Below are 15,723 nucleotides of genomic sequence, written 5' to 3'. Positions count from 1 at the left end.
TTATTTAACAGCATTTTGTGTTTCCACTACCACTTTTGCAGGTCGAATCCAAAACAACGAAATAGCACAGACAAGAGCGCAGATAATTAATAAAGCAAATGCTGCATTATACGCCCCCCCAAACGATTGTACTAAAAAGCCAATGAGCATCGGTGTTAATACGCCGGCTGCTTGAGCTCCTGTATTAATAAAACCATTTGCTGAACCGACCACTGATTCAGGCAACATTTTTAAAGGAGCTGAAGCGATTAAAATCACATTAAACGAAAACAGTAAGGTGACTGCACTTTGAAAAACGATAAACATGCCTACGCTAGGTGAAATGGCCATTAAGCAAAGAAAAACGCCCATCAGTAAACCAAACACCGCCGCTATCGTCTTGTCTTTTCCATCCGGAAGCTTGTCTAAAACAAAGCCGCTAACAAACATCCCGATAATACCTACAAATGCTGGGATAGCGGAAAGAAAACCGATGTCCGTTAAATTCAGATGTCTTACTTCGGCTAGATATGTAGGCATCCACGACATGAGTCCCCAGTTAATGGCGTAGATACTGAAGTATGCAATAAATAAATTCCAAATCATCGGAGTTTTGACAATTTCTTTTAATGTCATCTGCTTAGCTGGAATAGCAGAAGTCTCTGTTTTTTCTCCCTGCTGCTTTTCTTTTAATAAAAATACAAACAGAACTGTAATAACGAGCCCGATGGCTCCTATGATATAAAAGATACTTCTCCAGCTTATCGTTTGCATCAACTGCGTCGCTAGAATCGGTGTAACCACGCCCATAATCGTACCTGACGATAACAAAAAGGACATGGCTCTACTGCGTTCTTGCTGAGGAAACCACCCTGCGATTCCTTTTGATGCAGATGGAAAATAACTCCCTTCCCCTAAACCAAATAAAAAGCGAATGATAATAATAGAAGCAAAAGACCAGGCCATTCCCGTAAACACCGTAAACAAAGACCATAAAAGCACGGCAATTGTAATGACTTTTTTAAATCCAAAGCGGTCTGCTAGCCACCCCCCAGGTATTTGCATCAGTGCATAGCCTGCAAAGAAACTGCTTAAAATGATGCCTGTAGAAGAGGCATTAAGATGTAAATCTTTTGAAATATCTAAAATAGCGTAATTAATAATAAAACGATCTAAGTTTCCAAGCGACCAGCCTAAAAATAATAAAAATAAAATGACATATTTCCAGTTTGACCTTGCTAGCATAAATGCGCTCATCCCCTTTTTATTCCATTTAATGTAATGTTTTGTAACAAATTAATTCGTTATATAAATATTAAAAAATTCTGACTATTTTTTCAATGTGTATTTCTATATAATAAGAACTATAACTATGTATTTTTTTACATTAAGTAGTCTATAAGGGGTTGTTGACGTGAGTGATTTATTAGCTAATATGAAAGGTTATCTTACATCTATTATTAAAAACAGTTCTTATCAGATTTGGGCAAGTATTGATTCTGCAAATTTCAACGTGATTTTTTCCAGTTCTTCATGCTCATCCCTGACTTACACTCCTCCCACTAGCCTACATAACGGCAGTGATTCCTTTCAAAAGCATACGGCATATGAAGAGTTCGAGGAAATTTACTTATCCTTTCCAAACCGCTATGCGTTTGTTGTTCGCATATTTGCTAAGCATGACTGGACACCCCCACAAATAAAACAGCTATCAGCTACCTTTTCTCCTTATATGCTGCAAAAAAAGCTAGAGCGGCATGAGCATATTTTAAACGTGCTTATGAAAAGCATTAAGGAAATCTCACTTTTACAAGACTCAGATTATCTATTAACAAGAATTCTTGAAAATGCTCTTTCAGTTATTTCTGTTACGGATATGGGCGTGCTGTGGATGTTTGATTCTTCCACGCAATTTCTTTTGCCTCGCGCCTGGTCCGGGGGGCCAAACAATGAAATTCAAAACATGAAAATGAAAGTTGGCGAAGGAATTATCGGAAAGACATTTCAGCATAATAAAAGCTATATGTATACGAACTTAAAAGATATATTACGCGATTCTTCTACTATGACTGACGATAATATTCATTATCTTAATCAGTCCTATACGTTTACAAACATTCAATCTATTATTTCTGTCCCCATTTGTATGGAAGAACAGACGGTATGCGTACTCATTATTTATCAAAATGGTACAACCCCTCTTTTAAATGAAGAGGATAAAGAATTGTTAGAAAGCTTTTCCGATCAAGTATCGATTGCTCTCTTAAACTCAGCGCTTTTTGAAGATGTAAAAAAACAAAATGAACTTTTAATACGTCGCGATCAAATTCATCGCACCTTCATGAATGTTTCACTTCAAAGTAAAGGAATTGAACCAATACTTACCGAATTGCGCCGAATGGTTACATCTCCTGTCACCATTGTAGATTTTGTTGATAATAAGACCTATGGCTTCTTGAAATTCTTTGATATAGACACAAAAACAGCTGAATTTCACACACATTTTCTTTCACATACAAAGCCTTGTTTTTATACTATTGAGGCAAACAATGAGGCACACAGTGTGTATATTCACCCCATACACGGCATTGACACGCTCTTAGGGTTACTTATTATGCAGGCAAATCAAGGAGATCTTTCCTCCCTAGATCAAGTGGCACTCGAACAAAGCAGCTCTGTTATTGCATTAGAAATGCTGAAAAAACAAACGTTAGTTGATTTATTTTACAAGCGAACACATGAATTATTTAGTGAATACTTATCGTGTTATGACACCACTTTGCTGTATCAAAAAGCAGCTGAGCTAAACATTGATACAAAAAAGCATATTCTAGTCGCTCTCATTACCATTCGTTCACAAGCGGACCTGCAGCTCTTAAACTTACACCTTCATCGCCTTGTATCTGACATCAAATCGGTTTTCAGCTCAAAAGCACCGGTCGTATTCGGATTCGACACCAAAGTAACCATTGTATTTACGCTTGATCCTCATGAAGAACACCGTGCTATTATCAAACAATTAGAAGATTTACTCTCAAAATGGCGTTACTACAATGAATGTCATATAAAAATAGGTATTGGAAGTCGGTATTCTCATTTTACTCAAATAGGAAAAAGTTATAGTGAAGCTGAAAAAGCTATCTCTTACCTTCTGTCTCAGCAGCAAGATGGATGCATATTGTATGAGGAAATAGGAATTAACCGGCTATTTATTAATCAATCAAAAGAAGAAGTAAAAACCTTTATTGATGAAGTATTTCTCCCTCTTAAGAACAATCATTTAAACGACGAACCTTTAGAGCAAACGCTAGAAGCGTATTTCGATAATAACCGCTCTGCTTCACTTACAGCTAAGCAGCTTCATATTCATGTTAATACACTCTATCAGCGGTTGAAAAAAATTGAAGAAAAAATGAACATATCATTTACAAACAGTGAACACCTATTAAAAGTTCAGCTAGCATGCTATTTGAAAAAATTTCACTACAGCTAAAAAACCGATTCTTATTTTTAAGAATCGGTTTTTTCAGTAGAAAGAACAGCCTCAATTGATTGCTTCCAGCGGCTCAGTACCTCTTTGGAATTATGAAGCTGAAATTGAATTCCTGATGTTAAAACTGCATATTTTGCGTAATCTTCTTTAACAGCGGCTACTTCTCCCGTAAATAACTCATAGCCTGATAACACAGGAGCTTCTTTTTTTAGCAAAAATTTAATGTAATAAGCTTTTCCTTCAACAACTAATGTAACGGTTGCCTTATGATTCTGTATCATGTTTTTTGAAGATGTTGTATTTTTCCATACTAACAGCTTGACGCGTGAAGAGCTAATAGCTATCAGCTCTCCTGCGCTAATCATTGCTACATGAGGAAAACCCTCGGATGTCACTGTAGATAGCAACATCGCATCACGCTGTTTTCTTTCTAAGTCTTTTCCATTTAAAAATACGCGCACGGCTTTTGGCAGCTCTGCTTTATTCATTTTACTTACCGCCTTTGCTTATTAAGATCGGGGTGGCACAGGAGGCACGTGCGTTGCCAGCGGTACGTCTTTTGGATTGACTTTAAATGGTCCAGGGTATTTTTCAGGATTGGTGATGGTCTCAGGTTCAGAAGAACGCCAGGTAAACAAACACACGTCGCATAAGTAAATTTCCCAGGCTCCTTCAACTGGTGATTTAGATACTACGTTTGCTTGTTTGGTTTCACATCTTGGACAAGTATGCATGTCGATTCCTCCTTGTTTATTTTTGCATCATATTCGTTAAGATTTTTTCCCATTTTTCAGTTTCAAGTGGTGTATCTAAAGGCTGAGAATAGTGGCCTCTTGTTTCCGGTGCAACTGGTGTTGTAGCATCCAAAATCATTTTATCTGTAATACCAGCCGGCTCAGATCCTGGATCAAGTGGCAGAACTGAAAGATTAGGCACTGTTATAACATCATGTTTTGGGTGCATTTTTGTTGATAGCGCCCACATGACTTGCGGTAAATTAAACGGATCCACGTCTTCATCTACTAAAATAACTAGCTTGCAATATCCTAATCCATGGGGCGTAGTCAATGCCCTCATACCAACAGCCTTAGCAAATCCTCCGTATCGGCTTTTTGTTGAAACGATAGCAACGAGACCATGAGTATACATCGCGTTCACAGCTTCAATCTCTTCAGGATATGCTTCTTTTAGCTGCTGATATAAAGGAACGCTTGTATTGATTCCAATTAAATAATCTGTTTCTGTCCAAGGCATACCGATATATAAACTTTCAAAAATAGGATCTTTACGATGGTATACGCGATTGATTTTGATAACAGGCATGCTTCTGCCACCGGAGTAATGACCTGTAAATTCACCAAAAGGACCTTCATACTCGCGTTCACCAGCTAAGATCTCTCCCTCTAAAATCACTTCTGCTCCCCACGGTACATCTAAATCAGAAAGCTGAGACTTCACAATTCTGTACGGCTCACCTTGAATAGCTCCTGCCATTTCATATTCTGATTGATCGTAATGAAGCGGCGTAGCGGCTGCTGTGACAATCGCAGGTTCACATCCTAAAGCAATTGATACAGGGAGGTTTTCACCTTTTTCTTCGGCTTGTTTCAAGTGAATGGCAATATCATGCTGTGGCACGGGCTGAATGCCTAGACGATCTTTCCCTTTGACCTGCATACGATATATACCCACGTTTTGTTTGCCGAAATTCTCCTTATCATGCTGATCACGAGAAATGACGCACGCTTTATCTAGATAATAGCCGCCGTCTCCTTGATTTAAGCGAAACAATGGCAAAAGGTCGAATAAGTTGATATCATCTTTAATTTCACACTCATGAAATGGCGCTGTTTCTTCCCTTTTCACTTTGACAGGAAATTTTTCATATCTCCGAGCAAACTCAAAGAACTGTTCTTTTACAGGAGTTGATTTAGGCAGTCCCATCATTAACGCGTGATTTGACCAGGAACCCATTACGTTTAGAGCTACCTTTGCATTGTTGTACCCATAAATATTGGTAAATAATAATCCCGGCGTTTGGTCTCCTAAATTACTGATGGCTTGACCTGCTGAACCTAAATCTGGATCAGGCTGCACTTCATCTGTAACCGTCAGTAGCTGCCCTTCTTTATGTAGCGTATTAAGGAAATCTCTAAAGTCTTTATAAGCCATGTTTATTTTCCTCCTTGTGATAAATGTTTAATTCCATTCCATCTTTTTGCCTCAGGAAGCTCAATTCCTAATTGATCTAAAGTTCGAACAGCAATATGGGTGACAATATCCTCAATCGTCTCAGGCTTGTTATAAAATGCCGGCATAGGAGGCACGAGGATAGCTCCCATTTTTGAAAGATCCAGCATGTTTTCTAAATGAATCGTATTCAAAGGCGTTTCTCGAGGAAGTAGCACCAGTGGCTTTCTTTCTTTTAGCATCACATCTGCTGTTCTCGCTATTAAGTTATCTGCTAGTCCCATTCGAATAGATGCTAATGTTTTCATGCTGCAAGGACTAACAATCATTCCATCTATGCGAAAAGAACCGCTCGAAATTTTTGCTGCTTGGTCTTGATATGAATAACAATAATCTGCTAGCGCTTCTACTTGCTGAACGCTATAGGGTGTTTCCAGCTTAATTGTGGCATGAGCCCAAGGCGACATGACTAAATGCGTTTCAACAGAAGCCTTCTTCAAAAGCTCTAAAATTCGAATACCTAAAATAGCTCCCGTGGCTCCTGTGATTCCTACAGCTATTTTCATTTCTCTTCCTCCTCTCTGCTTTGGTTACACATTTAACTTTACACTCATTTTCCATACAATTAAAATATTGATAAAATATATAATAATACCTTTAAAGTATGGAGTTGAATACAGTGGAATTAAGACAGCTGCATTATTTTATTGTCATAGCTGAAGAATTAAATGTGACCAAAGCAGCAAAGCGCCTGCATATGGCTCAGCCTCCTTTAAGCAGGCAGCTAAAACAGCTCGAAAATGAGCTGGGCCTTTTGCTTTTTGAACGAAATAATAACAAGCGCTTATTGTTAACGGTAGAAGGAGCGCTTTTTTTAAAACGAGCGAAAGAAATTGTGCAAAGGGTCGAAAAATCAGTATTGGAAGTACAGGAATGTAAAAACGTAACAAATGAAAAACTTGAAATCGGATGTACAATCTACTGTGCATCAACGGTTCTCGATAAGCTAACTCTTATTCAAAAACAGTATCCAAACAGCACATTTAATATCTATGAAAACGAGCCAGCTCACTTAAACGAATTATTAACGGAAGGAAAAATTGATGTAGCAGTCACTACTACTGACTTACCTTATAAACATGTCAAAACAAAAACACTTGCACCAGATGTTTTTGTTGTAGCCGTTCCCAAAGAAAGTGGTTATGCAAAAGAAAAGATTTCAGTCGCTGAAATTGCTTCTCTCCCTCTTATTCTTCTTCGCTCAAACCGGGAAATAAGCATATATAATCGCATTGTGAAGGAATTTGAAAAGATGGGTATAACACCTAACATTTTATGCGAATGCCATGATTCAGCGATGCTTCTTAATTTAGTATGTCGTGGCCTTGGTGCTGCCATTGTTCCTTATTCGATGCTATCTTCTTTTTCACTAGAACATATTAAAATTTTAAACATAGAAGATAATCCATTTGTAATTGAGCCTTTAGTTACGTGGCGTACCGACAGTTATCTTCCCAAAATCGCCCAAGAATTTTTAAAGCTTTTTTAAATATAAATGCACAAAAAAAGACTTTGCTAAAATAGCAAAGCCTTTTTTTATTTTATATTGATATATGTGACTACATTAACCAAGAAATTAACAGCGGTAATGTAACAAGTGACATAATGGCACTAAGTACGAATGCTGAAGCTGTTTCACCAGCTAGGCTGTCAAAGCGAACTGAAATCATCGCTGCTACAGCTGAACCTGGGAACGCTACTAATAATACTAATTTTACGATGTCAGCTGATGATAGACCCATTGCTGTTGCAATTCCTAACATTACAAGCGGCTGAATAGCCACTTTTAAAATCGCAATACCAAATGCCGCTGGGCTAAATTGAATTTTACGGATACCAATTGTTACCCCAACTGCGAATAGAGCCGCACCAGATGTAATTGAACCGATTTGATCTAAGCTGCTTGATAGTAAATCTGGAGCTTGGAAGCCGCATAATACTAATATTACTGCGATTAACGGAACACAGGCTAACGGCTCAGAGAGACCGTGTAAGATTGATTTAATCGTTACTTTAAATAAGCTTTCTTCTGAATCGCCTTCACTTCTTTCACGCTGTCCAACCGTACCAATAATAGTTGCTAAAGGATCAAGCATCGCATTTACTACGATACCAGTAATTGCGATTGGAATTGCTACTACATCCGCGCCAAACAAGCTACCTAATACTGGAATACCCATAAACGCAAACGTTGGCTGCGTAGAGTTTAAAGAAAACATAGACGCGCCTGTTAAAGAGTATTTAAATACATATTTTGCAACAAGTAAGAAAAGAACATAAAATCCAATAATACCAAGAACTAATGCTAGTAAAAACGGCCATTTTTCAATAAGCGTTTGTTTTGATGTTGTTGTAATACCAACGAATAGATGTGCAGGTAACGCAAATTTTGTTACAAGCGTATTTAACCCTTTGGATGTTGTTGCATCAAACTTTTTAAAATACCCTGCTAAATAACCTAGCAAAATAACAAAAAAGATTGGGGTTAAAATAATAAAGATTTGACTAATTTCCATTTTTGAACACTCCATTGTTTAGATTAGAATCAATCATATAAATTTGCTTTCTTAGAAAGATAATTATCTTCTAAGGCTTGTCTATGGATATTGTTTACGTCAGGCCATTCATCTCCCCTTTTGCTAAACATCTCTACAAATATGAAGTAACGTATAATGGTTCATGAAAACGCATGGACTTTGTTTTTCTGCAATCATTTATTTACTTCGAAGCTGTTCATTTATTTAACATCAAATCACACAAAACTTGTCATACAATACAGTAACTATACAACCTTAGTAAAAACTTGTCATACAATCATGTTGTTGGCTTACTTAGGCTGAAAAAAAACACCTTCAAATGAAAGATGCTTAATCTTGTGACGAAAGAAAGCTACTTCTGATTGATGAGGAAGAATCTCTAAGAGTTTGAAACTCTCAGTTAAAAAGTTCCATAATTTCACAAAGTTTTTACAAACCATCTTACTTATTTGTATATTGCTTTCTGTGACGAATTTATGAACATGTTTTAACTTAACATTTGTAGGGCAATTATTCAATTACATTGATTAAAATTTTAATGAAAAAAATATTTTAATCCTGCTTTTTTTACATAAAACGGATTAATATAGTCGTAAAGACCTACATATTAACGGTTGAAAAGAAGATGATTCATCTATCACCTTCTTTTGCTCACTTTATTTAATAATTACATTTCGATCATAACGTTACTTTATTTTAGCATCAATAATGGAAAAATTGTGTTCTTCTGAAAACCACGTTTTAATTTTTTCTTTTGCTTTCAGTTTAACACCTTCATCAATGTACATGGCAACTTGAATCAATGCAAGCCCTAGAGCTCCTAAATCATCTGTAAATCCAACTCCTGCTGCGAAGTCTGGAATTAAATCTAGAGGAAGAATAAAGTAACCTAATGCTCCTATAATAACTGCTTTTGCTTTTGGCGGAATATCAGGCTTTTGCAGCGTGTAGTATAAAAGCAATACGGCATAAACAACGTTTGCTCCCGCTTTTTTACCAAACTTTTTAAGCTTGTCCCAAAATTTTTCTTCCGAGTAATATTTGGCTGTTTCCTCTGTACGAACGGGTACAATTTCTTGTTTCTCTTCCATATCGATCACCCTTTCATCACCATATGTACTTATTATAAACGATTATCTCTACCGAATTCCATTGAGAGCTTAAACTCCATAAACCTGCACAAAGCAGGCTTATGAACTTTTTAATGAGTAATGCTTCATAACGATGGTAACTAAGTCATTCAGCGCTGTTTCACTTTTAGAATGATTTTCAAACTGCTGAATGAGATCCATATGTTCAAGCAGCACTTCGTAATTACCCGTCATCTTTCTCAGAACTTCATATGCGGAACTATTCAAATCCACTTGTATTTTCAAATCCTCCAGCTGTACTAGATACTCATTCCAGCGCTGGTCTTGTTCTAGCAGCAGCCATACAATTTCTTTTATCGCCTTCCGCACATTGGACTCCATCTTTTCATCTCCTTTGATACACAGATATAACAAAGTCTATGAAAAAAACGAGCTTTTTCATTCCCGTATTAAACAAAAAGAGTTCCTTTTATTTTATAACAAGCCCGCTTAAGAGCTCTTCCCATACTTTATCATCGCGCAGCACATCCATTGAAAAAATAGGTGCATGTAAGACACATGTATAAGGCAAGTCCCAGTTAGCTGCGGATAAAAGTTCTTTTTCACTGTTTGTCAGCAGCAGTATATAGAAATCGTTCTTGACCATTCCCTTTAAAATATGCTCTAATTCTTTCGCTTCTTCATACGTTCCACCCATACGAATAAACAATATACAAGAACTGGTCTCCATCGACGTTAAAAATCGCTCCGTTCTCCGTTCATATTTTTCTTTGACTTCATTATATGAAAGCCAGTTATTCTCTGTATTAATAGACGACGGAAAATCATGAGCAGAATCAATTTGATACATCTTATCACGCAGTCTAAGCGTGGAACCATCTCCGAAAGAACTAATATAGGTTAAGTGTTCATATACAAATAAGTCTTTACAACGATTTTTCAACAGCTGATTGACATGAGAAAGAGAAATGCTAATACACCAATCAATCACGCCCGCTTGTTTTCGCAAAAAATATTTTTTCATGTATATCCCTGGAAAACAGTTATAGCCTAAACTGTATATCATATCGTACTGCTTGCTTTTTAGTTCATTTAAAGTAACCATGTTCATCCTCCCTTCTACTATAAAATATGACAGCTTTTTATAGAAAGAGGCGGCTTCTGCCTTATGCCATACAGGCTTTTTGCTTCTTAAAAACTTGTGTAAATAAAGAACAATAACTTAAAGAAAAATAACCGAAGCAAAATATTTTGGAACTCGAAAGATTATTGTTAAAATACTTGTATTCCATTGAAATAACAAGGCCTATGAAGTCTTTAAAGAAAGAAGATGAAATTGATGAGTAAAGCATTAAAAGATATTCCGATTTCCGTATTAGATCTTTCTCCTGTAGTTGAAGGAGGCACTGTATCTGACTCACTTAGAAATACATTAGATTTAGCTCAGCACGCTGAAAAATGGGGGTATAACCGCTATTGGCTAGCTGAGCATCATAATATGACAGGTATCGCAAGTTCCGCTACATCTGTTGTGATTGGTCATGTAGCTGCAGGCACGTCACATATTCGCGTAGGGTCTGGAGGTATTATGCTTCCTAACCATTCTCCGCTTGTTATTGCTGAGCATTTTGGCACGCTTGAATCACTATTTCCAGGACGTATTGATTTAGGCTTAGGAAGAGCGCCAGGGACAGATCAGCTGACAGCACAAGCACTGCGACGCGACCGCAGAAGCGACGGCAGTGACTTCCCAGAACAGCTAGCTGAACTGCAAGAGTACTTTAAACCTGCTTCAGAAAGTCAGATGCGCGTCAAAGCTGTTCCGGGTCAAGGTTTAAATATTCCGATTTGGCTGCTTGGCTCAAGCGGTTTTAGCGCACAGCTTTCTGCACAGCTAGGCTTGCCATTTTCATTTGCAAGTCACTTCTCACCTAATAATACAATGACAGCTCTTAACATGTATCGCCGTTATTTTAAGCCGTCCGACGTTTTAGAGAAACCATATGCAATGTTAGGTGTAAACGTAATCGCTGCTGATACAGATAGAGAAGCTGAACGTTTGGCTACTTCTATGCAGCAGCAGTTTCTAAATTTAATTCGAAACACACCGGGTAAACTAAAAGCTCCTGTGGATAATATGGATGAACTATGGACTGACTTTGAAAAAGCTTCTCTTCAACAGCAGCTGGGCTCTTCTATTGTCGGAAGCCCTGAGACGATTAAAGTCAAGCTTGAACAGTTTATTGAAGAAACAGAAGCAGATGAACTGATGATTAACGCTCAAATTTACGATCACAAAGCTCGCCTTCGTTCGTACGAAATTGTTTCTCAGCTGTTCAAATAATAAAAAGGCCGGACGTGTCCGGCCTTTTTATTTGCTTTCTACTGCTTCAAGAAGTAAATCTGCAAGATGAACGGCCCTTACACTTTCTTCTACTCCTTCTCTGACTACCCCTAGCTTCATTTGAATGAGACAGCCCGGGTTCGCTGTTACAATCGTATGTGCATGCGTTTCTTTCACTTTTTCCATTTTGTAATCTAAAATTTGCATAGACATCTCTTGTTCCGTTAAGTTATAAATACCGGCTGAGCCGCAGCAATGATCCGCATTTTCCATTTCATTAAACACCGTTCCGTTAATCGCTTGGATCAGTTTTCTCGGTGCACTGGATGTTTTCATCACGTTTCTTAAATGACACGAGTCTTGATACGTAATAATTTGACTTGGCAGCGATAACTTTTGTTTTTCCACAAACTGCTGCTGCAATAAAATCTCTGAAAAATCTTTAACTTTGGCAGAAAAAGCCGCTGCTCTTTCTTTCCATTCCGGTTCCTCTTTTAATAAATGATCGTATTCTACCAACAGCGCACCGCAGCCTCCTGCATTAAGAACAATATCATCCGCTTGAATGGATTCAAACGCCATAATATTTTGCTTCGCTAACTTCTTTGCCTGATCTTTTTCTCCTCCGTGCGCATGCAGCGCGCCGCAGCATGTCTGCACCTCTGGTATGACGACCTTACACCCCGCTTTTTGTAAAAGTACAATCGTGGCGTTGTTTGTTTCCATAAACATCGTATCCATTAAACACCCTGTAAAAAAAGCAACCGTACGCTCTCTTGTTCCTTCTGCTTCAAATAAAAAAGGCCGTTTCTTCATTTCTTTTTTTGTTGGCACAGGCGGAAGCGTTTTTTCCATTTGCGCTAGATTACCAGGAAGGGCGTTTAGTATGTTTGTTTTTTGAACAGCTTTTTGCAAGCCGCTTCTTTGATAGAAAGCAAGCAGAGAATGTACATTTTTTAATCGTTCTTTATGCGGAAAAAGCTGTTCAAACACCATATGCCTGAGCGCTTTTACCGGCCATTTATGTCGTTTCTTCTGCTGAATAATATCACGCGCTTCTTCTAGTAAATGCCCGTACTTTACACCCGAAGGACAAACAGGCTCACACGCTCGGCAGCCAAGGCAAAGGTTCAATTGCTTTTCAACGGATTCATCAGGTTCAATGAGCCCATCTACCACTCCTTTCATCAAAGCAATTCTCCCGCGCGGTGACGCTGCTTCATATTGATTCGTTTGGCCATACGTCGGACAGCTTGGCAAACAAAAACCGCATCTCATACAATTCATTAACTCGTCATAATCTAACCGTTCTTTGAATGCTTGCTGAATGTCTTTTGTTGCCGTCATGAACGAACCACCACTCTTTTTCTCGTGTCTTTAGCAAAAATTTTCCCTGGATTCATAATTCCTTGCGGGTCCAAAGCATACTTAATTGCTTTCATCGCAGCTACTCCTTCTCCGCCCATCTTCAATGCCAAATACGGTGCTTTCATTTCTCCCACTCCGTGTTCACCTGTAATCGTTCCTCCAAGCTCAATGGCTTTATGAAAAATTGCTTCAAAAGCTTGTTCGACGCGGTGAAGCTCTTCTTTGTCACGCGCATCTGTTAAACAAGTCGGATGCAGATTTCCGTCTCCCGCATGACCAAACGTACAGATCTTAACGTTATATGTTACAGCAATTTCATTAATCGCTTTGACCATTTCACTAATTTTAGACCGTGGGACGGTTGCGTCTTCTAAAATCGTCGTTGGCTTCATCCGTGCTAAAGCAGAAAGGGCTGATCTTCTTGCTGTACTTAACGCTTCTGCTTCTGCTTGCGAAGCGGCTACTTTTACCGATACAGCGTTTCCTTCGGTGCAGATGCGTGAAATCATTTCAATATCGCGCTTCACTACTTCTGGCGGACCATCTTGTTCAATCAACAAGACAGCGTTTACATCTGTTGGAAGGCCAACTTGTGCAAAATCTTCTACTACTTCACACGTCGGCTGATCTAAAAATTCAAGCGTAGCTGGAATAATTTTATGTGCAATAATAGCTGAAACGGTCTTAGCAGCTGCATCCATGTCTTCAAACAGTGCGAGCAAGGTTTGTTTTGTTTCTGGTATTGGAATGAGCTTTAAAATTGCCTCTGTCACAACGCCAAGCGTTCCTTCAGAACCGACAAACAAGTTCGTTAAATCGTATCCAGCTACATCTTTAGCTAACTTGCCTCCCGTCTTAATGCAGTCGCCGTTTGCAAGAACTACTTCAAGACCAAGAACGTAATCTTTTGTCACGCCATATTTTAAGCCTCGTAATCCTCCTGAGCATTCATTGATGTTTCCTCCGATGGTTGATATTTTCATAGAGCTTGGATCAGGAGGATAAAATAAACCTTTTGCCTCTACAGCGTTAATTAAATCTAACGTAATAACACCCGGCTGAACGGTAACCGTTAAATTTTCTTCATCAACTTCTAAAATTTTATTCATTCGGTTAAAGGTAAGAACAATTCCTCCTTGCGTGGGACACGTTCCTGCGCTTAAATTTGTACCTGAACCTCTTGGAACAATGGGCACGTGATCTTCGTTGCATATCGTTAAAATTCTTTTCACTTGATCTTTGTTTTCAGGCATAATAACCGCATCAGGAAGCGACTGAAAGTTAGGTGTTGCGTCATAGGAATACACGAGTCTTGCTTCACTGCTATCTTGAAAATTGGCTGATCCTACAACTTCAATGAGCTTTGCTTTTGTTCGTTCATTAAGCATAACGTTCCTCCTTATATGTATCTCTTACTCTTATTATAGTTACAGAAGCAACGAGGGACTATAGATAAAGAACTAAAAAAAAGTGCTTTAAAAACTCTTTTTTTGTATGTTTATCTAACGAAGGACGCACTTTACTCTAATAGAGACAGCGCAAGGTGAAAAAGCGTGATACCTTTTACGCTTTTTGGATCAATGTCTGTTAGTTCTTTCATTTGCTTCAAGCGGTAATGAAGCGTATTGATATGAATATGTAAATCAAACGCCGTTTTTTTTAACGATTGATCGTTGGCTAAATAGCATTTCAGCGTTTCGAGAAGCTCTTTTTCTTTTTGAATGGACGAAAGCACTCGACTCAAGAATTCCTTTTTTACAGGTTCAGAAACGTCTTCTAAAATCATGTCCATCAGCAGCTCCTCATAAAAAATAACGGTTTGACGTTTTGAAGCCACTTTAAGCGCTTTTTTCGCTTCTTCATATGAAGCATGCAAATTAAATTGCTCCGCTGGCTTTCCTACACCAATAGTGATCATAACTTGGTTGTTTGCTTGAATGTACTGCTGACATTTTTTTAATTCTTCTTTAAATCCTTGCCTTGCCTTTTCACCTACCGCTTCTTTCAGTAAAAGCAAACGATCATATCCCCAGTTTGCGATATAATCTCCGTCAGCTTTATGTCTTTCAAACCAGTAGCGAATTGTTTCTTGTACCTGCTGCTGCTTCTTTTTCGAAAGAGATGAATCAATTTGAAACAGCGTGCAGCAATAAGCACTGTCTACTTGTACTCCTAAAATATGACCTCGTTCAATAAATTCTGCATCTACTTGCTGGCTATAAATCCATTCACGAAAAAAAGCTTCCACTCCTTTATTTTCCCATTCCTTTGTTTCTATGTAATATGCCTCGCGAATAATTAACTCTGTTAATCTTCGAATAATATCTGCAAAAGGCTCAACGGCTTCTGGAGTACCTGTAATGCCAATAACCCCAATAATCTCTCCTTGATAACTGATAGGCAAGTTAATACCAGGCTTAACTCCTTTTAAATCCGCTGCTTCTTTTTTGGATATATATAATTTTTGCTTTCTTTGCATCACGTTCCACGCGCCTTCGTGAAAAAAACCAACCCGTTTTTCTTCTGTTGACGCAATAATAATTCCACTTGGATCTGTTACAATTACATGTTCTTTCATCACAAGCTGCACTTCTTTTATAATTTTCTTTGAAAGTTCAGACACAAGCTGCACGTTGTTTACACCTCACCTATCATCATTTA

General features: G+C 38.1%; 15 protein-coding genes. 3 read left to right on the top strand and 12 right to left on the bottom strand.

Going from position 1 to position 15,723, the window contains the following annotated elements; translation table 11 throughout:
• Positions 1–1,224: an MFS transporter gene (locus AC4NPH_RS01695; RefSeq protein WP_098314980.1), complete on the bottom strand. Its 1,224-nt coding sequence runs from the start codon at positions 1,222–1,224 to the stop codon at positions 1–3.
• A gap of 169 nt (positions 1,225–1,393) precedes the next feature.
• Here AC4NPH_RS01695 and AC4NPH_RS01690 point away from each other — a divergent pair, with 169 nt between their 5' ends.
• Positions 1,394–3,472: a helix-turn-helix domain-containing protein gene (locus AC4NPH_RS01690; protein ID WP_098314981.1), complete on the top strand. Its 2,079-nt coding sequence runs from the start codon at positions 1,394–1,396 to the stop codon at positions 3,470–3,472.
• A gap of 17 nt (positions 3,473–3,489) precedes the next feature.
• On the opposite strand, the gene AC4NPH_RS01685 is transcribed toward AC4NPH_RS01690, so the two are convergent.
• Genes AC4NPH_RS01685 through AC4NPH_RS01670 form a run of 4 tightly spaced genes read right to left on the bottom strand, consistent with a single transcriptional unit; the run spans position 3,490 to position 6,228 of the window.
• Positions 3,490–3,960 carry a pyridoxamine 5'-phosphate oxidase family protein gene (locus AC4NPH_RS01685; protein WP_053487326.1) on the bottom strand — a complete coding sequence of 157 codons (471 nt, stop codon included), beginning with the start codon at positions 3,958–3,960 and terminating at the stop codon, positions 3,490–3,492.
• A 21-nt stretch (positions 3,961–3,981) separates the two neighbouring features.
• The gene (locus tag AC4NPH_RS01680) at positions 3,982–4,206 is read right to left on the bottom strand and encodes a non-oxidative hydroxyarylic acid decarboxylases subunit D (RefSeq protein ID WP_029322150.1); all 225 of its coding nucleotides are present in this window, start codon (positions 4,204–4,206) and stop codon (positions 3,982–3,984) included.
• Positions 4,207–4,222: 16 nt separating this feature from the next.
• A complete protein-coding gene (locus AC4NPH_RS01675; RefSeq protein WP_013057336.1) occupies positions 4,223–5,644 on the bottom strand; it encodes a non-oxidative hydroxyarylic acid decarboxylases subunit C in 1,422 nt (473 codons plus the stop codon).
• 2 nt (positions 5,645–5,646) lie between these two features.
• Positions 5,647–6,228: a non-oxidative hydroxyarylic acid decarboxylases subunit B gene (locus tag AC4NPH_RS01670; protein WP_013057337.1), complete on the bottom strand. Its 582-nt coding sequence runs from the start codon at positions 6,226–6,228 to the stop codon at positions 5,647–5,649.
• 113 nt (positions 6,229–6,341) lie between these two features.
• Here AC4NPH_RS01670 and AC4NPH_RS01665 point away from each other — a divergent pair, with 113 nt between their 5' ends.
• The gene (locus AC4NPH_RS01665; protein ID WP_013057338.1) at positions 6,342–7,211 is read left to right on the top strand and encodes a LysR family transcriptional regulator; all 870 of its coding nucleotides are present in this window, start codon (positions 6,342–6,344) and stop codon (positions 7,209–7,211) included.
• Between the two features lie 70 nt (positions 7,212–7,281).
• On the opposite strand, the gene AC4NPH_RS01660 is transcribed toward AC4NPH_RS01665, so the two are convergent.
• From AC4NPH_RS01660 to AC4NPH_RS01645, 4 genes are all read right to left on the bottom strand, one after another.
• Positions 7,282–8,238, bottom strand: a complete 957-nt coding sequence (locus AC4NPH_RS01660) for an AEC family transporter (RefSeq protein ID WP_029322155.1) — start codon at positions 8,236–8,238, stop codon at positions 7,282–7,284.
• A gap of 707 nt (positions 8,239–8,945) precedes the next feature.
• A complete protein-coding gene (locus tag AC4NPH_RS01655) occupies positions 8,946–9,350 on the bottom strand; it encodes a YkvA family protein (protein WP_013057340.1) in 405 nt (134 codons plus the stop codon).
• Between the two features lie 99 nt (positions 9,351–9,449).
• Positions 9,450–9,731: a hypothetical protein gene (locus tag AC4NPH_RS01650; RefSeq protein WP_013057341.1), complete on the bottom strand. Its 282-nt coding sequence runs from the start codon at positions 9,729–9,731 to the stop codon at positions 9,450–9,452.
• A gap of 88 nt (positions 9,732–9,819) precedes the next feature.
• A complete protein-coding gene (locus AC4NPH_RS01645) occupies positions 9,820–10,455 on the bottom strand; it encodes a DUF1796 family putative cysteine peptidase (protein WP_491938542.1) in 636 nt (211 codons plus the stop codon).
• A gap of 234 nt (positions 10,456–10,689) precedes the next feature.
• Between AC4NPH_RS01645 and AC4NPH_RS01640 the strand changes: the two genes are divergently transcribed.
• Entirely contained in the window at positions 10,690–11,694 is a 1,005-nt protein-coding gene (locus tag AC4NPH_RS01640; RefSeq protein WP_029322162.1) for an LLM class flavin-dependent oxidoreductase, read from the top strand.
• Between the two features lie 27 nt (positions 11,695–11,721).
• Here AC4NPH_RS01640 and AC4NPH_RS01635 read toward each other — a convergent pair whose 3' ends face one another.
• The 3 genes from AC4NPH_RS01635 to AC4NPH_RS01625 all read right to left on the bottom strand — a co-directional run bounded on the left by AC4NPH_RS01635 (position 11,722) and on the right by AC4NPH_RS01625 (position 15,694).
• Entirely contained in the window at positions 11,722–13,041 is a 1,320-nt protein-coding gene (locus AC4NPH_RS01635; protein WP_029322164.1) for a (Fe-S)-binding protein, read from the bottom strand.
• Positions 13,038–14,450 carry a glycolate oxidase subunit GlcD gene (gene glcD, locus AC4NPH_RS01630; protein ID WP_029322166.1) on the bottom strand — a complete coding sequence of 471 codons (1,413 nt, stop codon included), beginning with the start codon at positions 14,448–14,450 and terminating at the stop codon, positions 13,038–13,040. The genes AC4NPH_RS01635 and glcD overlap by 4 nt, the downstream gene beginning before the upstream one ends.
• A 131-nt stretch (positions 14,451–14,581) precedes the next feature.
• The gene (locus AC4NPH_RS01625) at positions 14,582–15,694 is read right to left on the bottom strand and encodes a CdaR family transcriptional regulator (protein ID WP_013057346.1); all 1,113 of its coding nucleotides are present in this window, start codon (positions 15,692–15,694) and stop codon (positions 14,582–14,584) included.
• Positions 15,695–15,723 lie beyond the last annotated feature (29 nt).

This window comes from Priestia sp. MDV22-iso46, from assembly GCF_058629175.1.
The sequence above is the reverse complement of the archived record's forward strand: the minus strand, read 5'-3'. Positions and strand labels throughout refer to the sequence as shown.